The organism is Pseudomonas sp. Z1-12 (assembly GCF_051132015.1).
GTDB lineage: Bacteria > Pseudomonadota > Gammaproteobacteria > Pseudomonadales > Pseudomonadaceae > Aquipseudomonas > Aquipseudomonas zanjanensis.
Genome location: NZ_CP071647.1, coordinates 1,609,034 through 1,635,424 on the forward strand (window position 1 = coordinate 1,609,034; position 26,391 = coordinate 1,635,424).

The 26,391-nt window shown below is 52.9% G+C and carries 29 protein-coding genes and 4 pseudogenes; 16 read left to right on the forward strand and 17 right to left on the reverse strand.

Annotated elements, in window-relative coordinates; all coding sequences use genetic code 11:
• Window positions 1–123: 123 nt before the first annotated feature.
• The 3 genes from J3P85_RS07205 to J3P85_RS07215 all read right to left on the reverse strand — a co-directional run bounded on the left by J3P85_RS07205 (window position 124) and on the right by J3P85_RS07215 (window position 3,049).
• Window positions 124–1,092, reverse strand: a complete 969-nt coding sequence (locus tag J3P85_RS07205; protein WP_434603097.1) for a hypothetical protein — start codon at window positions 1,090–1,092, stop codon at window positions 124–126.
• Between the two features lie 258 nt (window positions 1,093–1,350).
• A complete protein-coding gene (gene umuC / locus J3P85_RS07210; RefSeq protein WP_434603098.1) occupies window positions 1,351–2,631 on the reverse strand; it encodes a translesion error-prone DNA polymerase V subunit UmuC in 1,281 nt (426 codons plus the stop codon).
• Complete coding sequence (locus J3P85_RS07215; protein ID WP_434578001.1) at window positions 2,618–3,049, reverse strand: LexA family protein; 432 nt, start codon at window positions 3,047–3,049, stop codon at window positions 2,618–2,620. Before J3P85_RS07215 ends, umuC begins: the two co-directional genes overlap by 14 nt.
• Window positions 3,050–3,147: 98 nt before the next feature.
• Here J3P85_RS07215 and J3P85_RS07220 point away from each other — a divergent pair, with 98 nt between their 5' ends.
• The gene (locus J3P85_RS07220; RefSeq protein WP_434603099.1) at window positions 3,148–3,858 is read left to right on the forward strand and encodes an SOS response-associated peptidase family protein; all 711 of its coding nucleotides are present in this window, start codon (window positions 3,148–3,150) and stop codon (window positions 3,856–3,858) included.
• 84 nt (window positions 3,859–3,942) lie between these two features.
• Here J3P85_RS07220 and J3P85_RS07225 read toward each other — a convergent pair.
• The 4 genes and pseudogenes from J3P85_RS07225 to J3P85_RS07240 form a co-directional block, all read right to left on the reverse strand.
• Window positions 3,943–4,274, reverse strand: a pseudogene (locus J3P85_RS07225) (hypothetical protein).
• Between the two features lie 228 nt (window positions 4,275–4,502).
• Window positions 4,503–5,195, reverse strand: coding sequence for a DUF421 domain-containing protein (locus tag J3P85_RS07230; protein WP_434605014.1), 693 nt, complete (start codon window positions 5,193–5,195; stop codon window positions 4,503–4,505).
• A gap of 151 nt (window positions 5,196–5,346) precedes the next feature.
• Window positions 5,347–5,574 carry a DUF6555 family protein gene (locus tag J3P85_RS07235; RefSeq protein WP_434603100.1) on the reverse strand — a complete coding sequence of 76 codons (228 nt, stop codon included), beginning with the start codon at window positions 5,572–5,574 and terminating at the stop codon, window positions 5,347–5,349.
• Window positions 5,575–5,737: 163 nt separating this feature from the next.
• Window positions 5,738–6,148, reverse strand: a complete 411-nt coding sequence (locus J3P85_RS07240) for a response regulator (protein ID WP_434603101.1) — start codon at window positions 6,146–6,148, stop codon at window positions 5,738–5,740.
• Window positions 6,149–6,562: 414 nt separating this feature from the next.
• Between J3P85_RS07240 and J3P85_RS07245 the strand changes: the two are divergent.
• From J3P85_RS07245 to J3P85_RS07260, 4 genes and pseudogenes are all read left to right on the forward strand, one after another.
• A pseudogene (locus J3P85_RS07245) lies at window positions 6,563–7,572 on the forward strand (chemotaxis protein CheB).
• Between the two features lie 156 nt (window positions 7,573–7,728).
• The gene (locus J3P85_RS07250; RefSeq protein ID WP_041478933.1) at window positions 7,729–7,953 is read left to right on the forward strand and encodes a DUF2188 domain-containing protein; all 225 of its coding nucleotides are present in this window, start codon (window positions 7,729–7,731) and stop codon (window positions 7,951–7,953) included.
• Between the two features lie 188 nt (window positions 7,954–8,141).
• Window positions 8,142–8,597, forward strand: coding sequence for a hypothetical protein (locus J3P85_RS07255; protein ID WP_434705338.1), 456 nt, complete (start codon window positions 8,142–8,144; stop codon window positions 8,595–8,597).
• 289 nt (window positions 8,598–8,886) lie between these two features.
• On the forward strand, window positions 8,887–10,398 hold the full coding sequence (locus tag J3P85_RS07260; protein ID WP_434605016.1) for a sensor domain-containing diguanylate cyclase: 1,512 nt from the start codon (window positions 8,887–8,889) through the stop codon (window positions 10,396–10,398).
• A 233-nt stretch (window positions 10,399–10,631) separates the two neighbouring features.
• Here J3P85_RS07260 and J3P85_RS07265 read toward each other — a convergent pair whose 3' ends face one another.
• Together J3P85_RS07265 and J3P85_RS07270 are read right to left on the reverse strand one after the other, a co-directional pair.
• A complete protein-coding gene (locus tag J3P85_RS07265) occupies window positions 10,632–10,841 on the reverse strand; it encodes a hypothetical protein (protein ID WP_434605018.1) in 210 nt (69 codons plus the stop codon).
• Between the two features lie 162 nt (window positions 10,842–11,003).
• A complete protein-coding gene (locus tag J3P85_RS07270) occupies window positions 11,004–11,258 on the reverse strand; it encodes an AzlD domain-containing protein (protein WP_434603103.1) in 255 nt (84 codons plus the stop codon).
• A 12-nt stretch (window positions 11,259–11,270) separates the two neighbouring features.
• Between J3P85_RS07270 and J3P85_RS07275 the strand changes: the two genes are divergently transcribed.
• Window positions 11,271–12,305, forward strand: a complete 1,035-nt coding sequence (locus J3P85_RS07275; RefSeq protein WP_434603105.1) for a chemotaxis protein CheB — start codon at window positions 11,271–11,273, stop codon at window positions 12,303–12,305.
• A gap of 201 nt (window positions 12,306–12,506) precedes the next feature.
• Here J3P85_RS07275 and J3P85_RS07280 read toward each other — a convergent pair whose 3' ends face one another.
• The 3 genes and pseudogenes from J3P85_RS07280 to J3P85_RS07290 all read right to left on the reverse strand — a co-directional run bounded on the left by J3P85_RS07280 (window position 12,507) and on the right by J3P85_RS07290 (window position 14,312).
• Window positions 12,507–13,022, reverse strand: coding sequence for a DUF7693 family protein (locus J3P85_RS07280; RefSeq protein ID WP_434605020.1), 516 nt, complete (start codon window positions 13,020–13,022; stop codon window positions 12,507–12,509).
• A 27-nt stretch (window positions 13,023–13,049) separates the two neighbouring features.
• Window positions 13,050–13,658: pseudogene (locus tag J3P85_RS07285) on the reverse strand (histidine phosphatase family protein); the annotation flags it as partial.
• A 183-nt stretch (window positions 13,659–13,841) separates the two neighbouring features.
• Window positions 13,842–14,312, reverse strand: a complete 471-nt coding sequence (locus J3P85_RS07290; RefSeq protein WP_434705340.1) for a helix-turn-helix domain-containing protein — start codon at window positions 14,310–14,312, stop codon at window positions 13,842–13,844.
• Window positions 14,313–14,558: 246 nt separating this feature from the next.
• Here J3P85_RS07290 and J3P85_RS07295 point away from each other — a divergent pair, with 246 nt between their 5' ends.
• From J3P85_RS07295 to J3P85_RS07305, 3 genes are all read left to right on the forward strand, one after another.
• Window positions 14,559–15,116: a hypothetical protein gene (locus J3P85_RS07295; protein ID WP_434705341.1), complete on the forward strand. Its 558-nt coding sequence runs from the start codon at window positions 14,559–14,561 to the stop codon at window positions 15,114–15,116.
• A gap of 226 nt (window positions 15,117–15,342) precedes the next feature.
• Window positions 15,343–15,750, forward strand: coding sequence for a hypothetical protein (locus J3P85_RS07300; protein WP_434603109.1), 408 nt, complete (start codon window positions 15,343–15,345; stop codon window positions 15,748–15,750).
• A gap of 12 nt (window positions 15,751–15,762) precedes the next feature.
• Complete coding sequence (locus J3P85_RS07305) at window positions 15,763–15,966, forward strand: hypothetical protein (RefSeq protein WP_434603110.1); 204 nt, start codon at window positions 15,763–15,765, stop codon at window positions 15,964–15,966.
• A gap of 33 nt (window positions 15,967–15,999) precedes the next feature.
• On the opposite strand, the pseudogene J3P85_RS07310 reads toward J3P85_RS07305, so the two are convergent.
• Window positions 16,000–16,206 (reverse strand): annotated as a pseudogene (locus J3P85_RS07310) (DUF1206 domain-containing protein); the annotation flags it as partial.
• A 183-nt stretch (window positions 16,207–16,389) separates the two neighbouring features.
• On the opposite strand from J3P85_RS07310, the gene J3P85_RS07315 reads away from it, so the two are divergent.
• Together J3P85_RS07315 and J3P85_RS07320 are read left to right on the forward strand one after the other, a co-directional pair.
• Window positions 16,390–16,587 carry a hypothetical protein gene (locus J3P85_RS07315; protein WP_434603111.1) on the forward strand — a complete coding sequence of 66 codons (198 nt, stop codon included), beginning with the start codon at window positions 16,390–16,392 and terminating at the stop codon, window positions 16,585–16,587.
• A gap of 30 nt (window positions 16,588–16,617) precedes the next feature.
• Window positions 16,618–17,436 (forward strand): GIY-YIG nuclease family protein, encoded by an 819-nt coding sequence (locus J3P85_RS07320; RefSeq protein WP_434705342.1) that lies wholly within the window; start codon window positions 16,618–16,620, stop codon window positions 17,434–17,436.
• Here J3P85_RS07320 and J3P85_RS07325 read toward each other — a convergent pair.
• Window positions 17,408–17,716: a DUF7693 family protein gene (locus J3P85_RS07325; protein WP_434603113.1), complete on the reverse strand. Its 309-nt coding sequence runs from the start codon at window positions 17,714–17,716 to the stop codon at window positions 17,408–17,410. The genes J3P85_RS07320 and J3P85_RS07325 overlap by 29 nt on opposite strands.
• Before the next feature lie 407 nt (window positions 17,717–18,123).
• Here J3P85_RS07325 and J3P85_RS07330 point away from each other — a divergent pair, with 407 nt between their 5' ends.
• A complete protein-coding gene (locus J3P85_RS07330; RefSeq protein ID WP_434603114.1) occupies window positions 18,124–20,082 on the forward strand; it encodes a hypothetical protein in 1,959 nt (652 codons plus the stop codon).
• Window positions 20,083–20,288: 206 nt separating this feature from the next.
• Here the strand turns inward: J3P85_RS07330 and J3P85_RS07335 are convergent, their stop codons facing one another.
• A complete protein-coding gene (locus tag J3P85_RS07335) occupies window positions 20,289–20,756 on the reverse strand; it encodes a hypothetical protein (protein ID WP_434603115.1) in 468 nt (155 codons plus the stop codon).
• Between the two features lie 252 nt (window positions 20,757–21,008).
• Here J3P85_RS07335 and J3P85_RS07340 point away from each other — a divergent pair, with 252 nt between their 5' ends.
• Complete coding sequence (locus J3P85_RS07340; protein WP_434603116.1) at window positions 21,009–22,013, forward strand: metallophosphoesterase; 1,005 nt, start codon at window positions 21,009–21,011, stop codon at window positions 22,011–22,013.
• A 221-nt stretch (window positions 22,014–22,234) separates the two neighbouring features.
• On the opposite strand, the gene J3P85_RS07345 is transcribed toward J3P85_RS07340, so the two are convergent.
• Window positions 22,235–22,852: a hypothetical protein gene (locus J3P85_RS07345; RefSeq protein WP_434603117.1), complete on the reverse strand. Its 618-nt coding sequence runs from the start codon at window positions 22,850–22,852 to the stop codon at window positions 22,235–22,237.
• Between the two features lie 525 nt (window positions 22,853–23,377).
• On the opposite strand from J3P85_RS07345, the gene J3P85_RS07350 reads away from it, so the two are divergent.
• Window positions 23,378–23,590, forward strand: coding sequence for a hypothetical protein (locus J3P85_RS07350; RefSeq protein WP_434603118.1), 213 nt, complete (start codon window positions 23,378–23,380; stop codon window positions 23,588–23,590).
• Between the two features lie 391 nt (window positions 23,591–23,981).
• Here the strand turns inward: J3P85_RS07350 and J3P85_RS07355 are convergent, their stop codons facing one another.
• A complete protein-coding gene (locus J3P85_RS07355) occupies window positions 23,982–25,061 on the reverse strand; it encodes a helix-turn-helix transcriptional regulator (protein ID WP_434603119.1) in 1,080 nt (359 codons plus the stop codon).
• 87 nt (window positions 25,062–25,148) lie between these two features.
• Here J3P85_RS07355 and J3P85_RS07360 point away from each other — a divergent pair, with 87 nt between their 5' ends.
• Both J3P85_RS07360 and J3P85_RS07365 read left to right on the forward strand, forming a co-directional pair.
• Window positions 25,149–26,027, forward strand: coding sequence for a hypothetical protein (locus J3P85_RS07360; protein ID WP_434603120.1), 879 nt, complete (start codon window positions 25,149–25,151; stop codon window positions 26,025–26,027).
• A 16-nt stretch (window positions 26,028–26,043) separates the two neighbouring features.
• Window positions 26,044–26,385, forward strand: a complete 342-nt coding sequence (locus J3P85_RS07365; RefSeq protein ID WP_434603121.1) for a hypothetical protein — start codon at window positions 26,044–26,046, stop codon at window positions 26,383–26,385.
• Window positions 26,386–26,391 lie beyond the last annotated feature (6 nt).

Consider the following 26,391-nt stretch of genomic DNA (forward strand, 5'->3'; position numbering starts at 1 on the left):
TGCCCGATACGTGCAGGACATGTTGCCGCACGCCTACAGGTTTGAGGCGCCAGCCGTTTGCGGTTCACCGCCAAGCATTCGGTTAAGATCCATTAGCCAGGTAAACGTCTGCAAGACTCAATTCTACCGACACATTGCGCCCTCGCAACGCAGGGAATTGAAATCATAAACTGCGGAATGTCCCGGTTGGCCGCTCGGTAGGGGGACGCCCTTGGGTACGTAAAACGTGACCGCGTTGCCGCCGTACAATCCGGCCGGGAAGGTGAAGGCTTTCAATATCACGTAGGCCTTGTAAACGCTCGGCGACGGGCGCGTTGCAACTGCTCCGGCTACGGGCGGAACATCGCGCCTGGGGCTACTCGCTACCTTGGCATCAATCCAAGCCTGAGCATCAGCACTTGTGGCAGCCCGTAGCGAGCCGTTTTTCACTGCTACGTCGATGCCCGCCTGGCCGGCCAGCGGCGCCTGTTTATCGCGCAGGGACTCGGGGCTCACCGTTGAAGACGTGACGAGCCTCGCGTCCGCGCCGAAGGGCAAACCAACCGAAATTTTGCCAGATTGGTCGCCGGGATAAACCATCGTCACGGGCTGACCGAACAATTTTCGGGATAAGGGATTCAGGTATTCGTTAGCTTCTGCGGTCACGTAGGAAGAACCGCATGCTCCTTTGTTGTGGTAGCTGCTGTTGAGAATGGGTATCTTGGAATCGAGTCCGGCCACTGCTTGGCGGTGATAGCCAGACACGTAGACAGCGACGATGTTAGTGCCCTGAGTCCAGCCGATATTCCACACCGTCGGCTCATAGGCGCCGAGTATTAACGCCACAGGTTTGTCAGGGCTGTTGACAGCAATGTCGAATTGGGTGGCCTGATGGCCGCTCTGGTCAATCTGAAAGGGCACCTCACGCCCGGAATAGGCGCCCGCCGCATAGACTGTTAGCCCTGCTGGGGCCTTGAAGCTTTCAAAGCCGCAGCTCGGCGGAGCACCTGCCTGGACAGCCGTTGGTGCGGAGTCGAACTTGAACGACTTCAAATCGTCTGCGTAGACAGCGATCGTGGCACTCATCAATGCCGCAGCAATCCCTACTTTCATATCCCTTCCTTCAGCGAGTGAAAATCCCGCTCACAGTACCCTTGCGAAGACGTTAAAACACCATCTGGTCAGCGGAATCGGAGAGTTTTTTTGAGTCACGCGCGAAAGCAGGCCTACCTGTTAATTTGGGCCTGGCCGTTCTGGGTGAATCTGTAATGCAGCCCTCACGGCAGTCAGAAAAACGAATGTCCGCTCCTGGCCGTAAGCAGCGGTTCAAGCGCCTCGTTTTTAGGGCGGAAGATGTCCATCGCGTCGTTGCTACTTGGCTCTCACCGTCCACAACTGATCAAGCTTCGTCGTATAGCTCTGACTCATCAGCTCCCGACGCATTGCCCAACCAGGGGCGACAGGCACGCTGGCTAAACGCACCACTCCCTTTCCCCAGCGGCCATTAATCTCGTCCAGCACGCCCATCACCTTATCCGCCATTACCGGCTGAGATTGTGCGAACAGGTCATCGGTGAATTCGCCAGGCTGTCGCAGATCCATCAGCAATACTTCGGCTTTGCTGTATTTGAAGCCAGGCCGGAACAAACGGTTAACCGCTTCGTTTGCTGCCTTGGCCATGAGCCGCACGTCGTTGGTCGGGTACGGCAATTCCACCAAGGCGCCGTTCGCATACTTCGCTTCCTCGGGATTAAACATTCCTGTCCTAATGCTCACGCGGATCTTCTTGCATAGCGAGTTTTGTGCTCGAAGCTTTTCCGCCGCGCGTTGTGTATAGGTAGCGACAGCTTCCTTAATTGGCTCAATCTCGGTAAGCCGCGAGCCGAACATCCTGCTGCAGCAAATCTCCTGCTTGGGTGGATCAGCTTCACCCAATTCCAAACATGAAGTGCCGGCGAGTTCGCGAGCCGTCTTCTCGATCACCACGCTGAATTTCTGGCGAAGCATCCAGGGGTCGGCTTTTGCCAAGTCCATCGCGGTCTTGATGCCCATCGTTTCCAGGTGAGCCTTCATGCGCCTCCCGATACCCCAGACCTCGCCGACATCGGTGTTGCGCAACGTCCAGTCCCGTTTGAACGGATCGCACAGATCCACCACACCACCGGTAATATCCAGTAGCCGCTTGGCTGTATGGTTCGCCAGCTTGGCCAAGGTCTTGGTGTGAGCGATGCCTACGCCGACTGGGATGCCCGTGCGCTTGAAAAGCACGGATCGCATTCTTCGGCCAAAGTCAGATAAATCACCCTGTATGCCAGTCAGATCGGCAAACGCTTCGTCAATGCTATAGACCTCAAGCGCTGGCACCATCGATTCGATGATAGTCATGACGCGCTCGCTCATGTCGCCGTACAGCGCGTAGTTACTGCTGAACGCTACAACACCATGCCGGCGGAGATGGTCTGTGATCTGGAAGTACGGCTGACCCATTTTCACGAAAGGCTTTGCATCGTAGCTACGCGCAATCACACAGCCGTCGTTGTTGGACAGCACCACGATAGGTGTCTTAGCGAGGTCGGGTCTAAAGACGCGCTCGCAGCTTGCGTAAAACGAGTTGCAGTCAATCAGGGCGAAGACAGGTTCAGGTGTTGTCATGATCGCGGACGCTGTATTTCACTACACCCCAAATCATGAGTTCGTCGCCTTCCATCACGTGCCTTGCCGGATACTTGGGATTTTCCGACAGAAGTATTACGGCGTTGTCGCGCAAATGCAGACGCTTGAGCAATGGCTCAGAATTAAGGGCAGCTATGACGATGTCCCCACTGATCGGATCTATGCTTCGATCAACCACCACCATATCCCCCGAATAGATCCCCGCGCCCTGCATGCTGTCGCCATCAATCCTCACGAGGTAGACGTGGGGAGCTCGTATATCGAAGAGCTCATCTAGAGAAATGTGCTTTTCGATGTGATCAGCAGCGGGCGAAGGGAAGCCTGCAGGCACCTTGAATGAGTACAGAGGCAGCTTCTCGCCGCCGGTAGCCAGCGGGCCCAGAATGGTGATGCTCATGATGCAAACCTTAGAGTGGAAACTGTATATACATACAGTTAACGATTTGGTTCGCTTGCGGTCAATCTCATAAGCACGACAATTCGACGGGTGACAGCATGTGCGGACGCTACTCGATCTACGAATCGATGGATCACTACCTCAAGGAGCTTGCGCCAAAGCAGCTAGTGATCAATGGCTATGACCTTTGGCCCATTGAGCGATACAACGTCGCGCCGGCGACGCGGGTAGAGATCATTCGGCCAGGGGGAGAGGGGTTGAGTGTCGACAAGGTCAAATGGGGATGGTCGCCCTTCTGGGCGAAGGGTAAGCGTCCCGACCCGATAAACGCCAGAGTCGAGAGCGTCATCACCGGTAAGTTTTTCAATCAGCTCTGGCCAAACGGACGCGTGCTTGCTCCGGCGAATGGCTGGTTCGAATGGGTAAAGGACGAAGAAGATCCGAAGAAAAAGCAGCCGTATTTCATTACTCTGAAAGAGCAAATTCCGATGTTCTTCGCAGGGCTGGCCGAGGTGCACGAAGGTATGGAGCCGGATGATCGCGACGGCTTTGTCATCATTACCGCCGCGAGTGATGAAGGCATAGTCGATATCCACGACCGCAAGCCCTTAGTCTTATCGCCGGAGCATGCGCGTGAATGGATCGACCCGAATACCTCACCTGAGCGAGCTCGTGAACTAGCGATGGAGCAATGCAGGCCCGCTACAGATTTTGATTGGTACAAGGTTGGTAAGGATGTCGGAAATGTTCGGAATCAGGGCTCGCATCTGATTCAGCCGCTTTCCTTGGCCTCTGATGTCGATGATTGAGCAGACGCGACACCGTAGCCCTGCAGAGGCCTCACGTTCTGTATAGGCACATCGACAGCTACCTCATTAGCCCAGCCGCGTTTGTTACATCGATTTAACCGATACCACTTCCACGTACCTGTACTTCTGCCTGGCAGCCCTCACAGCATCTTGCTCAGCAAGTAACGAACTCAGCGTGTCGGCCTCATGGATCAGCTCGTGCATCGTCCCTCGAATTCGTTTCCAACCCGAAGCGTGACCCTGAGCCTAGGCGTGAACGGTTTCGCCGGCTTCTTCTTGGCTGCAGATACAGCTATCGGGTTGGTGATGACGACTTCTGCCACAGGTTCCGGTGCTGGAGGTGCAAGAACCTCTTCGGGCTTAGCCGTACCGAACAAAGCTCGGCGCATTTCTACTTCAGTGAAATCAGCTTTCATAAAACGTCTCGATGGAGCAGCAATTAGCTCAAGTTTAGGAAGGCTTACATCAGGATGGGCTATGGAGCGGAAGGAGATTTCGCTTGCCCAGGTCAATTTCAAGACAAGACTCCCTCCAGGCTCGCGAAAGTTGCCCCTTAGACAGTAATGTAATGAGCCCGTCCGCTAGGTCACTGGCGTACCGGGCGTACAGCATCACTGTACCCGGTAGCCCAACCGAGGGCGTCGTCACCGACAGCGCGGTGTTGTGAGCGCAATTGACCAGATGTCATGACTACACCGAGAACAATCAGCCCGCTGGGCCTCCGCAATTTGCTGAGAGAAACCGCAATTTGCGCAGCAATACAGGGCCGACGCAGGCGCGGTTTCAAACTCGGCACGATGCTCTAATGGTAGGACGGACAGCCCAGGGCGCAGATCTTTCTGCTCAAAAAAATAAAGGCTGATGTCGCCGTCGGTCTCAACGAGACCGAGCCTTACTTGTCCGAGATGTTCAACACCTTGCTGTCGTAACTCCATCAACAATTCGTTGGATGAGATGTTCAGCGTTTCTAAAGACTTGAGCTCATAGAGACCGTCACGGATGACGGTTACCGGAAGCCCATCCATCCAGGCTTCGAATCTTTTGCTCTTGGTCATCACTAAGACGGTAAGCCGGTAGAGAAGCAGGAGCGTGAGAAATACTACGGCGACCGGCAGCAGCGGAACGTCATGATAGAAGGACACATCTCCTGCGGCGGAGCCCAATGTCAAAATCACGACCAGCTCAAAGAGTGAAAGCTGTCTGATCCCTCGTCGTCCGCTGGATTTCAAAAAAAGAAACACTGCGAGAAAAGCGAAGGTGGCCCGGAAACCCACCTCCAGCAAAAACGTTAAGGGAAATACGTCTATCAGCATCCGCTGGATATCAAAAGGCGACATCATGACCTCGATTTTATTGTGAGAGTAGCCGACGGATCGATTCAGCCTTTGATTCCAATAACTGGCCAGAGTATTCAGCCGGCCACCGACTTTGCGGTAGGGCTACGACGCGAAGCGGCTTTATCAAAGGCGCGCGCCATATAGCGCACTGCTACGTTGAGCTGGCTCGCCAGGTGACATCGGTAATGCCGTATTTTTCGGCTTGAGGTTTGGACACCATTTTCAGTGGCGGGCGACCAGGTCTGGGAATGGGTGCTACGCCCGCATCGCAACTAGCCCAGTGCCAGGCATCGGCGTTTTGCATCGCTTTGCTACGGATGATGAAGGACTTCGGCACACCATGAAGCTTGTAGTTGATGATGAATAGATTGTTTTCCATGAGTAACTCCGTCTGCTCTTGCTAACGGAGTCATCGAGCGGGGAAAAATTCAAAAAAATCAGGGGCTTCAGCGCCGAATTGTTTTCATGAGCAGTAGTGTTGCAGACCTAACGGGCTGAGCACCAACCCCGTCCTGCCTGGCCTTACGATTTCGAAGCCAGGCTCAGCGTTTGCTAATCGGTTTACCGGGCTGCAAAAGTTCCGCCACTGCCGCCACCAATTCATCCAGTGACCAAGGCTTGTGCAGGTAAATAGTTTGAGCTGGCACTGCGGTGCCCTGGATCAGATAACCCGAGGTAAGTATCGCAGCGATGTGAGGCCACCTGCCTTTGACCATCTCTATGAATTCGATGCCTTGGACTTGTCCGGGGACGCCATAATCGGCAATCACTAAGACGCATTCGCCATGTGCTCCGAGCAGGTAGGTCAAGGCATCATCCGCCGTAGCGAACGAGACAGTCCTAGCGCCAATCTCATCCATGATATCGGTCATGAGCGACTGCAGAGTTGGGTCGTCCTCAATCACGATGACCTCGCCGCGAATCGGCAGCAATCCTTCCCAATTTACGTTCAAACAATCCTCCTCTCAAAACCGACCAAACAAACGGAACGGTTGCATGAGTGTAAGCATAAATAGCGTGGGTGCGGTGAAAGCGCTTGGAGCACACGGGACACTCGACTCAGGTCGTGCCCCTACAGACGTCCTCGCAGCGTATTGAACGAGAGCTAGGCGCCTCGATTTTCTAGTCGCCTGAGTGGGCACCGAATTAAGATCCAATTGTGTGCCAAGGGCTAAGGATGCTGCTCAGCAATCCCATGACCTAGATCAAGCAGTGCGCATTTTTTCGAACCTTCCCCCCGAGGTATCTATCGAAACTATGAAGCGGGTCAACGCATCATCGAGACACAGACAAGCACTCATTCGCATAGTAGCTGGGGCAGTTGATCAAATTGGAGCATGCAACAGCTAGCAACCTAGGATCGATTCATGCAGCAGGAAAGCCAAAACCACCAAGTCATCGTCATCGGCACTTCCAGCGGCGGTCTCGCTGCATTGCGTGCGTTTCTTGCCGAGCTTCCGTCTGATTTAAATGCGGCTGTCTTTGTCACGCTGCACATCGGAGACCAACCTAGTGCTCTCCTAACCTTCTTGCCCAAGCGAGCCCATTGCCCGTCGGCTTCGCTGTAAGTGAAGAACGGGTACAGATGGGTCGTGTATACATAGCGCCTCCGGACAAACATCTGCTTGTCAAAAAAGGAGCTATTCAGGTCGTTCGGAGCGCCAAGGAAAACCACTCGCGACCTGCGATTGATCCGATGTTTAGATCGGCTGCCATCAGCTACGGAAGCAATGCCATAGGGGTGTTGATGACTGGCGAACTTGATGACGGTGTAGTTGGGCTTCAGGCGATAAAGGCCTATGGCGGGCTTGCCTTCGTACAAGACCCTGAGACTGCCGAAGCGCCCTCAATGCCGACGAGCGCTCTTCTTCATGTAAGTGTTGACGGATGCCTGCCGCTCACTGAGTTGGGTAGGAGGGTTGTACAGATCATCAATCAGCGCATAGCCGGAGCGACAGCGCCTTCTGAGTCAAAACGTATCGAGCCATTCGCTACGGAGAATGATCTGGCCGAGGATTTCAGTAAGGGTGGTTCCTACGCGCTGGATGAGATCGGCCAAGTCGCAGGCATGTCCTGTCCTGAATGCGGAGGCGCTCTGTGGGAGATAGACGCGTCATCACCACGGTTTCGCTGCCATACCGGTCATGCCTACACCGCCGCCGCGTTATTTCATGCCCAGAATGAAACGATTGAGGAGGCACTGTGGGTCGCCATTAGAGCATTGCATGAAAAACAGTTGCTCCTTGGTCGGCTCATGCAGAGCAGCAAAGACGGCGGGCGCTTTGCCGCGTTACGAGAATACGAACTTGTAAATGAAGGACTCGAAGGTCATAAGGCGACCCTTCGAGCATTGCTTACTTCGTTACGTTCCGCTTGAGAAACGTGCCGATTGGATCTTGTTGTTGTATCGCCTAAAAACGTCCGAAGCGGATTTCCGAGAGCATTCAGCGTGCCGCCAATCCGTTCAAACTCTCTGGATCTCCAATGGTCAACCTAATAGCAGATATCGATACGGCATATCAGAGGTGAGCCAATGGATAACTATCACATCAAGAAAACAGAAAAGCTTTGGGAACTCGTCAAAGAGGGCGCGCAACGCGCCTCCAAGACCGCCTCTACCAAAGCAGAAATTACCGAGATAGCGAGCGAATTTCTTCAAGGAAAAACAGCCTCTCTCAAAATTCACAAAGAGGACGGCACGATCCAAGAGGAACGTACATTTCCTCGATCAGCGGATCCAAGGAAAACAAAAGGCTGAACCAATTCTCTGTCATGGAGGCGGTGCGCATTGCACCGGACTGCTGCGCAAGCAGCCAACCTAGATGTATCCGGTCATTTCAAGTGAGCTCGTTTTAAACACAGGTGCTGATCATGGTAATTGCATGCCTAGGATGGGGGTCGTTGATTTGGAAACCGGGCACCCTACCGCTTGCGAGCGAATGGTTCATGGACGGCCCGGTGTTGCCCATCGAGTTCGCCCGAGTCAGTGATAACGGAGACCTTACGACAGCCATATGTGCGAACGCCCCCGGGTGCAAAGTGCTTTGGGCGGTATTAGATCTGGACAACCTTGATGACGCGCGCGAGGCCCTAAGAATTCGAGAGGGGGTTCCTCAAGATCGGGAGGATGGCATCGGCAGTTTCGTGGTCGGTGCGACGGCAGAGGGAGTTATTGCTGAATGGGCAATCCACCGCCAATTGGACGCGGTAATCTGGACTGGACTGCCTCCAAGGTTTAGAGGCATTGAAGGGCTAGTTCCCGCAGCCGAAGACGCTATTGCCTATCTTGCCGGCTTATGCGGAGAAACACGTGAGCATGCGCGCGACTACATCGGAAAAGTGCCTTCCCAGATCGATACACCTTACCGGCGCGAGATCCAGGCAAGGCTTGGGTGGCAGTGATTGATATACCCCACACGAACGTCGCTGCCACAATTGAGCATTGGGAGCGCTGCGCAACTGGCTGCAAATATCTTTACCAGCCAATGGAGGTGAGTTTTCGCACCATCAGTCGAAGGGGTGCTTAAGGCGTTTTACAAGGTGGCGCAGGTATTGAATTTTGGGCGCTCTGTCAATGTTCGACGCGTTCCGGGGGCGCTCAGAAGCTGCGGGCGAATGCTTTGATCTTTCTTTAGATCTACGGTATGAAAATTGCTCTGTTAAGCCCACCGCAAATTTTGACGACGAAAAAATGACGCTCTTCTTACCGATATCAGCAAGGCTGACACCTAAAGCATTGTCTCTTTCGCTGATAGGTTTCATTCTTCTAGTTTGTTTTTCGTTGATCCTCGCAACCGCTTGGCAGATGGTGAAGTCGTCCGGCGAGCGAGTAGACGCGGCCAAAATAACTGTTTCGAACATTGTCCTGGCCGCAGAACAGCAGGCACGTGACACGATGCTGCAAGCCGACAATACCTTGCGAGATCTTGCTGAGCGTGTAGCGCACGATGGGATTGGCCCCGATCAACAAGAGCGCTTGGCGAAGCTGATGGCCCGACAGGTGAGTGATATTGAAGGAATTCAGGGGCTTTTCATCTTCGATGCACAAGGCAACTGGATGGCCAATTCGTTCTCTGAGGGTTTGCAAACTAAAAACAACAGCGACAGAGCGTACTTCATTTACCATCGTGAGCACGATGACCAGTCCATCCACGTAGGCTCCATAGTTGAAAGTCGTACGACTGGCGACATGGTGATTCCTATCAGCCGGCGTATTGAAACAGCTGATGGAGCCTTCGCTGGGGTTGTTTTAGCCACTGTTCCGGTTTCTTATTTTCAAAGCTTTTTCAAGCGTGTGGACGTTGACGACGAAGGAGTAATTTTCCTCGCACTCAATAACGGCGAGCTACTCGCCCGACGCCCGACAGTCGCAGCTTTGATGACGACCAATCTTTCCAAAGGTGAGATCTTTAGCCGGTATTTACCCCAGAGCGATAGCGGTACTGCAATTCTCAAATCCGTTGTCGATGGCGTTGAGCGGATCTATGCCTATCGTCGCTTGGCTGGGCTGCCTATCGTCGCAGCAGCCGGAGTGTCGTACGAGCATGTATTTGCTCCTTGGTGGTCATATGTTTACCAATCGGTTGCACTGGTAGGTTCGATCATATTGGCATTGGCATTTCTAGGCAGCTTGCTATATCGGCAGATCCAACAACTGCTTGTTGCAGAGCGCGAGCTCAAAGTAATCCGCAAAGAGCTAGAGGTGATTGCCCATACAGATGGTCTCACTTCTCTGGCTAATAGGAGAAGTTTTGACTTGGCTATGGCAAAGGAATGGAAGCGTGCCACGAGAAATCAGACAAGCTTATCTTTAATTCTTTTGGATATAGATTTGTTCAAACAATATAATGACCATTACGGTCATTTGAGCGGCGATGAGTGCCTAGTGCGCGTAGCAAGCGTTATTGCAGGCAACGTCAATAGACCCGGTGATATTGCTGCTCGCTACGGTGGGGAAGAGTTCGTAGTTTTGCTTCCGGACACTGAACTAGCAGGTGCGGTCATGGTTGCAGAAAATATTAGACTTTCCCTGTTAGACGCAAAAATTGAACATTCAGCAAGCCCATTTGGCATAGTCACAATAAGCTCAGGTGTAATCTCTACTTGCAATACAGGGGATGAGAATTACAAGGATTTTCTCCTCAAAGCTGACCGTTTACTTTACGCCGCGAAGTCAAAAGGAAGGAATCGGGTAGAAAGCTAGATCGTTTTCTCTCCCCAGGTGCGCTTGGCCACTTTATCGGCTGGCTGGACTGTTGCTGTACCATGTTGTCCAAGAAACGCGACTTCAGGCGCCTATGGGTTTCCTCACGGTTAATTGCAGACGCAGCCGGCCTCAACCCTCGACAGGGAGCCGAACCAAGTTGATCGCAGCCTTGCCAGTGATGTAGTGCGCGCGAGAAACGCGTTTGAGATCAAAATCAAAAACCGGCTGGGTCATGGAAGCTTTTTGAGGCGGGCTAGACCTTGCTTGATATATCCGGCGTTCTCGCCAATTGTCTCCAGGGCACCACGGATGTTGTCGCCTACTTCCGTATGCCCCTGGGCTTCCACATGGAGGGTTAGCTCCATTAGGGCAGCCTCGAGGGCAAGCTGGTTTTGGTACATTCTCTCCAAAATATCGGGTAGTGAATATTCAGTCACGATGCACGTTTCCCTCAGGCTAAAAGAACAGCATAGCAACCGGATAGCTTAAAGAATTGCGTTACCCCTCAAACCACGGCAGGCCGCTGATACGGTTCGGGTAAGTCAATGAAACTCGACGGAAAAGCGGCTGCCCAGGCCGCAGCAACTGGGCCGACAACCAACTCAAAGGTTTCGCCATAGGGCCGCTACGGCAATGCCCGCAGCAATCGCTGGCAAAGGTTTTTTCGAAACCAGCGTTATGATGCCCGTCGTCAACAAGGCGAGACGGGCGCCATTGCCACCTGTAACCGCCAAGGGTGTGAGGACAGCTATCAGGATTGAGCCAGACATCGCACTGATGAATTGTTGCATACGGTAGCTTATGGGCACGAAGGACATGACGAAAACGCCTTCCCTGCGTGCTATTAGATTAAACATAGGAAAATAATCGTGAATGGTAAATTGGATGCTAGTGCACGAAACGTTGTGGTTATAGGTACTTCTGCGGGTGGTGTTCAAGCCCTTATGTCGTTCTTTGAACATCTCCCTTCAGATTTGCCAGCTGCATTTCTCGTGGTGCTGCATATTCCCGCTCACGAGCCAAGCGTGCTTCACAGCATCCTCTCAAGGGTGACTAGGATGCGAGTCAAGGCGGCTCAAGACGGTGAGCGTCTGGAGCCGGGCACCGTTTATGTGGCCGTCGCGGATCGTCATCTGGTGGTGACGGTGGAAGGTATACGCTTGACGCGCGGGCCAAAGGAATGCCGAGCTCGGCCTGCTGTGGACGTGTTATTTCGTTCAGCGGCGGTGAGCTATGGCGCCAGAGTAATAGGCATAGTCTTGTCAGGCGCACTTGATGATGGCACCGCTGGGCTTTGGGCGGTGAAAGATCGAGGTGGCTTGAGCTACGTTCAGAGTCCCTCAGAAGCGATGCTCAGCTCTATGCCTGAAAGTGCCATACAACACGTTGAGATCGATTTAGTTGGCTCGGTTGAATCCATCGCACGTGAGTTAGCCAAAGTGGTCGGCACCCTGGCTGCTCAACGCTCTCAGAGCGAAGTAACAACAAGCCATCTAGTCGAAAATACCATTGCCATAAACGGCAACGGTTTAGAAGCCGGCGTCATGGATCTCGGTAAAATTTCTAAGTTCACCTGCCCGGATTGTCACGGAGTCTTGGTACAGATTCATGAAGGATCAATCGTGAGGTTTCGCTGCCACACCGGTCACGCGTTTTCCATCAAGTCGCTGATTTGTGAGGTCAACGCCGCTATCGATACCGGACTTTGGGACACTTTGCGAGCAGTGGAGGAGCGGATTATGTTATTACGCCAGATGGCCGAGCTGGCGAAAGCAGCAGGTACGCCCAATGAGGCTTCTGAGCTCTACAAGCAAGCTGATGCTGCAGAACGGCGCCTTGAGTCATTGCGTAGCCTAGTGCTTGATCCGACTTTATTCGGGCATGATGACGCTAACGGCAGCTAACCGAACCAAGACCCTCAGCGTATCTCGCCGAGTTTGCCGCGATAGCTAGCTGATCACCACAAACTCGGCGGTAATCATGCAAGCGCAGCGCGCAGGTGTGAGGATGGAAGCGCGGAGGCCGAGACGCTTGCGTTTACGCCAAGGCTTGGTTCAAGACAGCCGTTCCCTAGTAGGGGCACGCAACGATACGTTAAATCAGACTCACAACTCCTTCAGCATCCGCTCTAGTGTCTGATGCTCCCATGTGCTGAGCAGTGCTACTGGATCAGTGCCAAAGCGATCCCCCGAGTCAAACGACCAGCGCCGCCCATCAGGGCTGATGCATTGTTCGCAGTAGTCGAGCTGATCACAGTCGTTGTAAATCGATATCTCCCAACCGTCTACATTGATCTGGAAGTGGCCGGCGTAAATCTCGTCCCACGATTCATGACCAACCTTACTCATGACGCTGCGACCGAAAATCGCCTCCCTCAGTACCTGGGATACCTCTCTTGCGGATAGCTCAGCCGCAGTGTTTTCGCTAACGCTACCTACCGGAGATGAACGAGCTGCCTCTCTGGCAGCTTTCAGCCTTTGCTCAGCGTACATCGCCGGATCATCACCTAGCAGCGGATAGCCTGCGGCTGAGAGAGCTTCGGCGCGCTCTTCAATGAGCAGGCGCTCAGGATCACGAGCGACTTGATAGGCTCTGCCTGATACTCGCCAAGTTGCATCCATTCGTGATTCCTTAGGGGCTGACCGGCTCACTCTCCAACCGGCTTCGTCGGGATCTTTCGAAAGCAGGCACTCACCACAATTGGGCACGTGGTTAGCGATCTCATACTCACGCCAATCGGCCATCGCACGGCCATCGATTTCCTGTGGGTTGCGCTCGATGAGCCACGCCACTGCATTGATGAGTTGCCCATGCGAAAACACAGCAATGTCATGAGCAGGATGATCTGCAAGTCGATTCAGGAAAGACTGGGCTCGAGATATAAAGTCCAGGAAAGATTCTGCGCCATCACCATCCCTGAAAGCTGGATCCTCACTGACCCAATACTCTTCCACCCAACCTCGCCGCTGAGCAACGGTCGTGTTGGTACACCGCGCAGGTTTGAGGTAGGTGAATTCATGGATGGGCCAGATTTCAAATGGTACTGAAGAGAAAGCAGCCACTGTCTGCATTGCAGTTGCTTGGGCTCGGGAGAACGGCGAGGCAACGATCAGATCTGGGGCCTGGACGAATGACCCTGCCACTAGGCGCGCTTGTTCGACACCCTTTGGCGTAAGAGGGATGCTCGCGTGATCCAGGCTGGCTTTGCCGGCGTTGGCGGCGCTTTCACCGTGCCTGATTAGCCTGACATGCTTCATCGAATATTCTCACAGGCTGGTACGTAGCGCGTTCCATCCATTGCTGATGTCGGCGGCTTATGACGTAGAGTCAATGGATTGTTGCCCCAAAGATAACCCTTTGGTCAGTGGTCTGCATGGGCAAGTCAGGATTGGTGGGTGTGGAGAGCCTCTGAGAATCCCGACAGCACTGTGGTGAGGAAGCTATTCCTTGTGCCAGTAACGTTGCACAGTGGAGGCAGGTAAACCGAGCCTCATCACTGTTTCACGCTGAGTCATGCCCGCAACCTTGCATTCACGTACAGCAGCCAATTTTTGCTGGGAAACCTGAGCTCCCGACGGCCTGCGTACCAACTCGCCATTTTCGATTTGGCTTGCGAAATCGGCCAAAAAACGTGGCGAAGAAAACTCGCGTACTTCCGTTTTTACTTCGGCTAGCAACTCCTGAGGCGATATTTTTTCGCGAAGGCTTGTGGCGAGCACCAGCAACGAGATGGTTCGGAGGTCAAGGATCTTTGCTACGGACTCGAGCGTTTCAAGCGATACGCTGACTTTACCGTTTTCAAGGTTGTTCACGTGAGTGGGGTCGATGCCGGTCGAAAAATCCTCTGCTTTCAGGTCGCGTGCGCGTCTGAGAACGCGCAGGACAGCGGCAAGTGAGTCCCTAGCAAGCATTGGAATCTCCAAATGCGAGGATAAGGCCACATTGCTAAAACCCATTCCATCTAATATATTCAGCATCGGGTGTGGCTGGTTGATATCACCTGCGTAACGCCGACCCGCAGGGAAATGCCAGAGGCTCCTCGCAGAAGGATGTTCCGCACGCACCTCCCTGCTACCGGGAAATGCTTACATTTGGGGGAAGCTGTTGATTTCAACCGCCCCAGAACTCTATTACGTGAATACAAGGTAAATGTTGTAATGAAGTTTGATTGCGTAAAGGTTTCAGGAAAGCTCGACTATGTTCGATCAGTTATACCCATGAAGGGTGGCTACAAAGCCAAGATCAGTATTGATGGATCGATCATTCCTAATTTGACATTGACCAATAAAATTTACGAAGAATTAGAGGTTGGCCAAAGTGTGACATTTTATGGGATGTTCAAGAACAGTAGTAATAAAGAAAAAAATATTGGTATGATTTATGGTGTTCAAAAAGAAAGTGGCGAGAAAATGTTCGCTACTTCCTTTAGGCTCATGGTGCCCATGATTTTGGCGGGCACCGCCGCTCTCGCATTCTGCATGGTATTTCTCATCGGCTGGTTTCCTTCTTTATTCGCATTGATCTTCTTATTCGGGCAAGATCAAAGCTATATGTATAACGCTACGGTGGTTACGATAGTTGAAGCAGGGTTGGTTGCACTATTTTTTCTTTGGCGTGCCTGGGTAGTTTTCAGTGCCACCTCGAGGCCGGAATCGTGGGAAATTATTGCCCCTTCAACTCTGTCGAGTCGCTTCAGCAAGTTTCATAAGGAGTAGTGTTCGCGGCTGGCGGGGAAAGCGAAATGTTTGGCCCACAATTTCGCTAGGAACTGAACTCAGGCAAATCCCGGCGCGCTACGCATTATGCAAGCGGAGCGCGCAGGTGTGCTGGATGAAAGCCCGGAGGGCCGAGACGTGGCTTGCCACGGCTCGGTTCACGCCAGCCATCCGCCGAAGGCGGAACGCCATAACCACCGCCGAGCTTTGTGAAAAGGAGGCTGAAATGACCTGCGATTTACTCCGCGAGCGTGAGAGAACTAGGCGAAGAGTTCTGTGGGCGCTTGCCAGCTTCCATCCTGGTGATCCGAATGCCTCAGAACTGCTCACCATCCTTGATAGCCTCGACGTCCAAGAACGATACGACACCCCCTGTAGCGATAAGCCACTCGAGCTCATTGAGGTTCGTAACTCTGTCTCGGTGAGGCGTCATAACTCCGGAATCGACATCATTTTGGAGGAAACTATTCCGCAGCCCTGGAGGGAACGTTTCCACCAGGCAAGCATCGGATCGACCAAATTGGTTGATGGGCCATACGCCGCAGACTGGGATAAATTCCTGGCGAGTTGGGAAGCAGAGATGCGGCATCTGGAGCAGCATAGGGCCGCAAGAAATAAATCTAAAAAAGACTGAGCGGGTGAGGGCATGGGACAAGAGGATGACACGGTATACTGCGATATCCAGATGCCGCTAGCCCAGGGCCGAGAGCTCCTAGGATTAGTAAATGCACTGCGAGAATCGAAAGCTCATCCGCGTCTCGACAAAGTCCTCGAGCACATGCAAGACGAGCTCAGTATGTCCATCGATATCGTAGACAACCCGCCAACGTGGGGGCCTTGGTGCGAGTAAGGCTCCTCATGGCCCTGAAACTTCCGTTTCTAATCAGTCCCTGCTCGGCACTCCAGGTACGTCCATGTTGATCCTGCGCCAGATAGCTTCAGAGAAGCTGTAAACCGAGAAAGCAATCAACCCTAATGCCATCACCATCAAAATCAATCATCCGGCTGGTAGATTCTGGAGCGCGTCTAGAGCCTCCTTCATGCCAGGTGGATCCATCGCTTGATAAGCAGAACCGTTAATTGCCAGCAACCCTCTGGCGCAGGCCAGGGCTGGCTCAACATGTGTTGAAGTAGGTGGCCGCTAGGAGCAGGGCATTTGTAGGCACTTTCTAAGACCTAATTTTCATGGAGGAGCTCGTTCGGGTGAGGGGGTGGCATTAGGCCACTTCGACTTGTAAGCTTGCCACCCCAAAATTTGGAAACGGAATCCACAATGAAACTCAATGCTGCCCTCCTGCTGTTGGCAATCACTGCTCTTTCTGGTTGCGTGCAAACTGCCTATAGCAAAAGCATCTCAGTTACCAAGGATGCGGAAGGTCGAATCGTTCAGACGGTCGAGACTGAGACGATTACACAGCCAGGCCAGGGATACCAAATGAAGCTGGAAAAAATCAAAGGCATTCAGCCATAAACGTCCTCTTCAACAGAACGGAATCTCAAAGTGTTTCTAACCCTCCTGCAACACTACATGCGCGACCTCGATCTCAGGAAAGCAAAGATCCATTTGGCTGGTTTCAACCAAGTGGAGGAGCCAATCGACGAATTCATCGCGGGCACTTTTGATGAATGGCAGTCCTACCAAAACGCCAAAAACTTCAGCCGTGAGTATCTGATTAGCCTGATCCAGATGCCAGGCACAAAGCGTTGGCTTTTCGCCGGTGTGTATGACCAGTTGGTGCCTACGAAGAGGCCCGCAGACACAAAAACCAAGTGGAAATATACCTATCGCCACCTCGCTGGGTTTGAGGAACTCGAGGGGCGGCTAATCCTTGAGTACGCTCGTTCAGGACGTCAGGCTTACGTTTATGCCGACAAGGTTGTGCATGACATGCGGGTGCATTCTCTTCGAGCCAAGCGAATGACCGTGGGCGACTTCCCTGGCTTCAAGGCCGTAGATATCAGTCACAGAACACTCAAGGTCATTGTAAAAGAACAGATCGATTCTTGGCGGTCTGCTTTGAGCAGTGTGGCCGGCGTCTACCTCATCTCAGATCGTGAGCACCACATGCTCTACGTGGGTAGCGCAACGGGAGAGGGAGGCATTTGGGCACGGTGGGAAACCTATGCTCACGGTGGGCATGGGGGGAATGTGCGGCTCAAGGCACTGGAAGCTGAAAAGGGCAGTGTTTTTACCAACGGCTTTTATTTCTCGATCTTGGAGATCGCGGATAAGAACACTGGCGAGAAGCAGATGATGCAGCTCGAGAGCGAATGGAAGAGGCGCCTGCTTACTAGAGATGCTGGGCTGAATGGGAACTAGCTAAACCCGGTGTTACGCTCCAAGCTCTTGAAGTTGGCGCAGGGCCGTAGGTTAGCAGCGCAACCGGATCTGTTCCGAATCGGTTTCCAAGATCAAATCGTAAGTGCCTGCCGTCCGGACTGTTGCATTTTTCGCGGTAATTGAGCTCAACACAATCGTTGTAGAGATTGATAGGTATGGCAAGCGGAGCGCGCGACGTTTTGGATGTAATCCTGGAGGGACAAGACGCCGGGTTGCCAAGGCTCGGTTCACGACAGCCATTCCCCGCAGGGGCACGCACAAAAAACGCGCTAGTCGGACGCGGCGGAAAACGACCAGGTTGAGTGGAGAAATCCGATGGGTATGACGGACGATGACGACACAGTGTACTGCGACATTCACATGCCCCTAGGGCGGGGCCGTCAGCTGCCGTAGATGTTGGGCATACTCACGAAGTCAAATGCCCATCCGACTCTGGACATGATCCGGAGCGAAGGCCGGATTGCTCAGAAAAATGTCGTGAAAATTACCATGAGGGGCTTTTTTCAAACATGCTCACTCACGCGAGCAGGGCACGTGAAGTGGTATGTATGACAAGACTTGACCTCAAGATTGCGGTAGATCGGCCGAAAGCATGCTAAGAAATGCTTTTGGATCCCATTTTAAACCTGCTTGCTCGGAGCTGGCGGCCGAATTTAAGGTGCGCATATGTTGTTACTGGAGTTTCTTGCAGCCAAACGTTATTCGGGCGCCGACCGTATTTACGTCGCCCCGCACATCCCACTCAAGCTGCTGAATAATGCACTGGATTCGTATGGCCTAAATGAAGACCCAGCTAGCATTAAGGTTCTGATAGACGACACGGTGTTTGGTAGCGGAAAAGAAGGCGCGTTGATCGCAGAGGATTTCTTTGGCTTCAAAGAAGTATTTGCCGACATGGAGCCTTTCGAGTTCAAGGATGTGGAAAAGCTGGAAGCAAAAGGCGCCAAAATCCACCTTAACGGCGAAGCCGTCACGAGCATGTCCGTGGTGGACAAAAAAAACCTCCAGCACTTTTTTTCTTTGTTGAGTGAATGGCGGGAAGTGGTTCGTGCTGGCGGGGCGGGCGCCCAAGTGGTGGTCGGCGGCCCAGCCGAGCTTTCCGATGTGCAGGTGCAGCAAGTGATACAGCGCATGGTCGCTGCAGCGCAGCGCTTAGCGCCCGAGCGGGTGTTCGTGACACCCAACATCCCGCCGAAAAAACTTCAAGGTGCGCTCGAGTCCTATGGCGGATCTCTGGTCGCCGATGATGTGCTGATATTGATCGATGACACGCTGTTCGGCGGCGCAAAGGAAGGGCTGCTGTTTGGTCGCGAAACCTTCGCCCTGAAGGTACTGATGGATTCGCCCCGGCTGTTCTTCTGGCGCCACGCTGAAACTATTAATTTGATCAAGCGCGACCTGTATATCAATGGCCGCAAGATCGGCACGCTAACTCAGGCTGGCGAAAAGGAACTCGGGCCATTCCTTTCCGCGATTAATGCGGAATTGAAAGCTGCGCGCGCTGGCGAAGTGATCGGTTCCCCCGCCGCAATACCAGCGCCGGTGGAGCCCGCCCACACCGCCAACGATGAAGTGGAATCGCTTACATTCATTGAACCTGAGGTTTTTCTGCAGCAGGCACCCGTGCGCACGGTGACTGCGCAGACGGAAAAAATCACGCCGGAAAAAGCAGCTGCGCCTGCCAAAAATGGCACCAAGGACAAACTCCTTGGCTATGTCGGCGGAGCCATTGAGCAAAACAAATCGAGAATTATCCCTTTTTTGAAGGAGAAGACCGGCGAAGCGTCGATGGCGGCTTTGCGAAACGATGAAAACATCGAAAAGCTAGCTAGCATCCTTTACGCCTTCTTGCCCGGTTTTGTGCGACTGGCGCTTAAGGAGCATGTGTTCGTCAAATTCGTGCTGGAAAATCGCGACAAGATCCTCGACAAGTTGCTGCAAGAAGAACTCCAGCCCCAGCCAAATTTGGCAGCGCCAGTATCGGTGGCCATGCTTGGTTTCGACAAACAGCTTGATAATTTGCTGGGCGATGACCAATTATCATTAGTGGCCGATGGCGCCACCGCCATCGCCAAAATGCGCGGCATCTCGCAGGCCCTGCAAGCTGAACTCACCGATGCCGACGACGTATTGTTGTTCAGTCTGCCGATTCAATGCCTCAATGCTGTACTGACCAAGGCGCATAAATTATCGGGCGAGCCCCAAGCCGATGTGGAGTCGCACATCTTTTTTGCGCTTTCGTTCATGTACGGTTTCTCGTACCACAAAATTCCGGAGCAATTACGCCACGACAATGTGTTTGAAGCTTTCTTCACGGGTTTTTTGATGATTTGCGAAAAGTATCTGGAGTTGCCAGGTGCAGTGGTAGACGTCGAAGGCGAATCGGTTCCCATGGCCTACGGCTTGGCCAAAGTCGTTTCCAAACAAGACTTGAACATGATGGTGCGGAAAATGCTTACCGAAGCAGAGGCGGTACAACAACCAGGTGAGTTTCAGGTCGACGATATTATGTCGCTGCTGCGGGAGGCGAACACCTTTGCAACCGAATGGATCACCGCGCTTACCCAGCAGATAGTGGCAGACGAGCAAGCGTTGCAGCGTAAATGGGGAGATCTGTTGACCTGACCTGCAGCCAAAGACCGTGGGGTGTCGAGCTTGCTAGCAGTGAGGTCAGCAGATTTAGCATGGCAACAGAGGTTTGGCACTGCGCCGCCACAGGCCTGTTCTCATCGCTATAGTTCCAATTATTCAACTGCTAGTCCATAAGCTCTCGCTACGCATACAACCTATTGCGCTCATCCGCGTGCACACAGACGGCTCATTGGCTTCCTTCAGTCATTCCAGGATTTGGGCGGTTCCCCAAGATTTTGGTTCGTCCGCATTTTGTATGCGATGAAGGCCGTCACTCCGTAAATAAACCAGTAAACGGGCGCTGCCGCCAAGCTGGATAGGAACAATAAAGCAGTGCAGACGATGAGCATGATGATGTAGAGGTTCAACAGCGGACGATCGTCTCTTTTTCGGATGTGATTGAGACCAATGCAGATGCCTATCATGTAGAACGAAGTCACGAGAACCCAAATCCTGAAGGTGACCGAAATTGCCCTATCACCTCTGCCGTGATCCTGTTGAAAGAAAATCGGGCCAAGCAGCCAGAAGATGCCGAGCGACAGTGCAACTGTCCCCAGAAGCCCCCATCCGAAATAGGTTTTCGCGAAACTGTAATGTCCCTTGCAAAGGCGGCTTTGCAGAAAAGGAAAGGTCAGGACGGCGAGCAAGATTGGCACGAGAAAGGACATCGAAACGTTCCGTCGTTGTATAGAGTGATGTTTTTGAATGTTTGAAGCTTGTACCAGCTTTACTACCTACGACAACTGATGATCAGAGGAAATCTATCAATTTCAATAGTAGCACATGGCCGCCAATTCTTGCCGCCGACAGCTCGAAAAGTAGTGGAAGGGTAGGTTGGCGGCGCTCATTCTGCTGACAAGGGGGTACAATGAAGCTACTCAATCAACCCATCGGCAAACGCTCCGGAGTACCGATCCAAAATGAAGCAGGCGCTTTTACGCCTCCCCAAAAACGACCTTGGTCGTGACTTTGTAGTTGGTGATATCCACTTCAAAACCATGGAGCTGCACAAGGGTCTTCGTGCGCTCGGCTTTGACAGTGCGGTTGATCGGGTCATTGCTGTAGGTGATCTGATCGACCGTGGGCCTGGGATGCTAGATGGCCTAAAGCTGCTCGGCGAACCTTGGTTCTTTTGTGTCCAGGGCAATCACGAACAAATGTTGATCAACGCTTACCGTGAGAATCCACAAGCGCGCTACAGCTCCCACGGTGCGGGTTGGTGGGCAACCATCGCCGATGAGTCGAAAGGAATGGTGATCGAAAGGCTGGAACGTCTTCCGACCGCCATAGAAATTCAGTCCGCACGTGGCCTGGTCGGTGTCGTTCATGCCGATGTGCCGGCAGGGATTTCTTGGCAGGAGTTTGTTGGCAGCCTAGACAATGCTCAGATCGAAGAGATCGCTCTGTGGGGCAGGGAACGGATCATCAAGCATTATCGTGATGGTGTTACCGGCATCTGGAGAGTGTGCTCGGGACATACGTGGATACCGAAACCGCTGAGATTGGGGAATTTTCTTGCGCTTGATTGCACGGGAGGAGGGGATGGCCCATTAGCAATCTACTGCATCCAGGAGGATGTGATCTATGTAGAGGGACGCCCTGTGTCACTTGATGGTGCAGAGATCATCACAGGGCAGTTGCAGGAGCTAGAGCAAGTCCTCAGTCAGCTTAAGACCGAGGTAAGCGGTAACAGGTTGATTGAATCGCAGAGGCTCAGCGGCAAGGCTGAAGCGTTGGCCAAGCAGGCGAACTCGTCGTGGATCAGCATGAGAGATGATGACGCCGAATCTCAGAAGCTTATTAACGCGTTACACGGCCTAAGCTTACTCACCGGCGAGCGCAGAGGTGCCAAGCTTGATGAGCTGAAGGCAAGGTACAGTGGAACGCAGACGGAGCAGCTGCTTCAGAGGCTTTTCGGCGCCTGATTTGCTGTTCTGGGCTTCACAATATGGATCTCAGGACGCTTTCGCCACTAAACCAGCAGCATTTCACAGGCGTGCTGAAGGTGGAATAACACGGTAGTGATACGGCCATCGTCGTCAAAGCTATTGAAGGGACTGCATCCCGATACGAAGGGAGCTGACAGCTTTGATCTTAAGGGTTCGTGCGTCCCGTAAAAACTTCATCATTCATTCCTTCGACAAGGTCAAACCCCGGGACTGATCGGGTTTCGCACTACGGGGGGAGAACTGAATTCTTCATCAATTCTCTGCAACCAGTCGGGGTTTTCGGATTTTCGGCCTGAGCCCACGACTATCTTCAGCGCGCACTCTCGACATTGGTCGAGCAGTGAATAAGGGATTTGCTCTAGCAGTCCTTTGTACTCATCAACGTCACCATCGCGGTATCGATAAAGGTCTGCGCACCAGAGGTTGTTGACCCACTCGCTGATATCTTCTTCGGAGTGCTGTGACGTATACACTAGGTCTTTGACGAAATCGACGATCCGAGGGCGCTCGCGCTTACCGAATCCTCGAGTGGTGAGACAGAAAAATTTCACCGATTTGATAGCCTGTCGGTACTTCCAGGTCAGCGAGTCGAGAGACTGCTCGTCACGCATCTCCGGCACAAGCCTATAAGGGTTAATCAACTCTCCCGTGTTTTTAGCTACCGCATGAATTATTCGATTTATATTGAATGATCGCCATTCATCACGGGCGTGGCAAAACGCGCCAATGAGAATATCGGTTTCCTTTTGCAAATCCGAGATTTCCCGTTCGGTAATGCAGCCTTCACCATCTTGATATTTAATGAGTATGCGCATGTGTTCTCCTGAAATTGCCCCTTCCATAGGACGCTGGATAGAGTCTAGGTGCTAATCCCTTGAGGCAACAGCTTCCCTAAGGAATTGCTCCGATACCGCTATCTTTTCACCAGCCCTTTGTACCGTTCTGGTGATGCAAGGATCTGGTCTCTGAGTTCTTCAGGGTCGATTCTCATGCCGACCCGCGTAGTTATCTGTAGCGTTCTCAAACTGTTCACAGCCTTTATGAACGCTCGTTCCTCTGCCTGCACCCATTCAGGACGTTTATCTTTCCAAAGTGACCATGACATCGGGCTAACTCCACCACTTACTGGATGGAAGCAGTATGTAGGAGCTACGAGTAATGTCTAAGCCGAGAAGTGACTTAAGTCATTATGCAAGCGGAGCGCGCAGACCAGGACGTTCGAAGGCATGAGGACGGAAGCCCGGAGGGCCGAACCCTGTCGATAGACAGGATTCGGTTCACGACAGCCATCCCCGCAGGGGCACGCACAAAACCAAGCTGGTGAAGAGGATGATCCAGCCTTGACTGATCCCTACAATGGCATCCTCCTGACTGCGTCCCTTCACAGACTGATGGATGCCGGGGTCATTGGCTTTGACTCGGATCGCATGTTGGTGGTCGATCCAGAGTTAAGCTTCGAGGAGCGAACGATCCATCAGCTGGTAGGGGTGCACGAGATTGATTTTCGTCCTGAAGCGATGAAATACCTTCAGCATCGCATCAAGCGCACATAGGATTACTGTGGAGGTTGAGCTTTAATTAATAGCGGCCAAGTTTGGTGCGGTAGCTTGTCAGCAAACTAGCGGGTGAGGATGGAAGCCCGCATGACCAAGACGTCCGCTTTTGGCGGTTTGGTTCACGACAGCCGACCCCCATTGGGGTCACGCTCCGAAACAGCTGAAGCGCCTTCAGCATCCACTCATGCGTCTGATCCTGCCGTGTGATCAGCAGCGCCACCGGATCAGCACCCAACCGATCAGCCAAGCTGCCCATCCGGACTTAGAGCATGTTGGCGGTAGCTGAGCGCGTCGCAGTCGTTATAAAACGTGATGTGCCAGCGATCTACATTTGCCACGATGTGATTCGCGTCGGCCTCATCCCAGACCTGAACACCTACAGTCACCATCACACCTTGTCGCTTGCGTACATTTCCAAAGCCCGGCGCAATGAATTTTTGATGTGGTCGCGAAGGTAAGGCGGTTCTAGGACTTCGATCTCGTCTGCATTGCTAAGCAAAAACAGTCTCAGCCCTTGGGTATCTTGAATTGAGCATTTCAAGATGGTACCGATAGAGGTGTGTTCGATTTTTTGAGTTTCATTTAGCTGGTTTTCAGTGAGGCGGTTAAGGAGATTCGCTTCAAGACGCAGCCTCAGCTCTACAGGAGCCTCCTCATGAATGGTATTTAGATCTCTCTGCACTACGAATGCGCCGACGCTGTATCCCTCTGGCTCAGGGGTATCTTGCCAATAGGTCTTGATGTTAACCATCCTATGAAGCATGAGCACGCACTGCTTGCCTGGCCCATTGCTGCTGTACTTCCCGCGCAGGGCATCCCGCTTCGGCATCTTACCGTCAGGCCACTGCTCAGATTCGACGTAGGCCGACAGATAGACATTGGAGTCTTGGAAGGAGAGCGCTAGAGGCCTCAAAATATATGTGCATTCGAGATCACCAACATCGCGTGGCTTATAGACGACCTCTAACGACTGACCGTCGAGCATGGCCGCTTGGATGAGCTCAAGGTGCGCCGGATCGTAAGCACCAGGCAGTAGGGTGATGAAGCGAGTGCCCGTAGTGATTCTGCCCTGGCCGATCAGGTCGTGTTTTGAGTTTCGGCTTATTACCCCTAGCGCGTAATCTCGAAGCTCCACTAGCTGGTCGGTTACCACTTTGAACCCGAAGCGCTCGGCATGCTGCAGTATTGCTACGAGCGTCATCGATTCAGCGGGTGTCAGTACGAGATCTAAGCGAGCTTTTCGCAGTTTCCACCGGTAGGATTTTTGACCTACTGGCTTTTCACCGGTGATCAGTCCCTCCGAAGCAAGGGTCTGCAGGTCGCGCAATGTGGTTTTAAGGTGGGGAACCTGTTCAATCCAATGTGTCAGCTGAGCGTGCAGATCCTCGGTAAGCAGGGAGCGACGCTCCCGCAGCAGCATACCTAAGAGTGCCTTGCGTCTATCTTCTTTGGAAATTTTATTAACCATAGCGAACTCACAGACAAAATCTGTCCTTATTGTGAGTCAGTATCACTTTGCCAGCAAGAAAACCCACCGAACTTAATGGAGCGTCGCATGATTAAGGTCTCGCACCGGAAGTACCCAGCTTACAAAGACCGCGCTGAGGTCAATGCTTTCATTGAATGGCTTGCTGATCAGTTGGGGTCTAACAAGCCTTTAGAGCATCATTACACCAACCGCCAGACCCGCAAGATCTGGCAGTTCTCCAGTCTTCATGACGCTTTTGAGCAGTACGAATGGAATCACCCAGGGGTGGCCCATCTCAATGTAAGTGCGGGCAGTTGTGGTAATAGCAACACTAAAGCCCTTGAGGCTCTAGCCGCTGACCTCAGCGCGGCTGCATGCGACGACTCGATGCTGCGGGGAACCCAGGCCACCATGTCTTGGGGTGGTGTTTCTGCTAAGAACAACCGCTGGCTTGAAGAGAATCGAGTGGGTTTGGCAGCGATGATCGAGCAGGTTGCTGAGGTTCTGCGACATGGAGATCTGGATAGCCCTAAATTCTTCAGCGATCTGCGCTTCAATGCAGGCATGACTAAGGTCTATTCGCTGATCTGCGAGAATTTCATCATCTACGACAGCCGAGTCGCTGCTGCTATGGGCTGGCTAGTCATGAAATACTGCGGTGACAGAAAACTTACCTCTCTCCCTGACGGGCTTCGTTTCCCTTGGGCGCCCGCAAAGGAGGCTCAGAACACTGTTGCGCCTAAGAACCGCGATCCGAGTTTGGAGTGTGACTTTAAATTTCCCCGGCTGCGACGAGGTCATCACCACGCACTCTGGAATATGCGGGCGAGCTGGGTGCTCAGCGAAGCCTTGGCTCATCCATTGGCGCGCGCGAGCCGCTTTCATGAGGGGTTCGGGAATCCTCTTCGTAAGCTTGAAATGGGCCTTTTCATGATCGGGTACGACCTTGGCCAACGAATCGGATGAGCGAGGGGATCGGGGAATGAACGACCAACTTAATCTGGAGGCGCTGATCCTGGCATCGGTTGGATCGGGCATTTCCCACTCCTTGTTGGGGAACCGAATAGCCGAGCAGGTACCACACGTATCTTGTCGAGAGCTTGATGCTGCGCTGGGGGAGCTCCAATTATCCGGCGCACTGCATCAGTTTTACACTAAGGCGGAGTGTGTTTGGGTTGTTGGCCCGTGCGAGGAGGAGGTTTTCAAAGACTTCAGTCCCGAGGTGATTGAGCAGATCCTCAACCCCGGAGAGTTTGTTGAAATAGATGTCGATCAGCTACTCGCTGAGCTGGATGCCATGATCGCTCGGGCCCGGACGAAATAGTGTCAG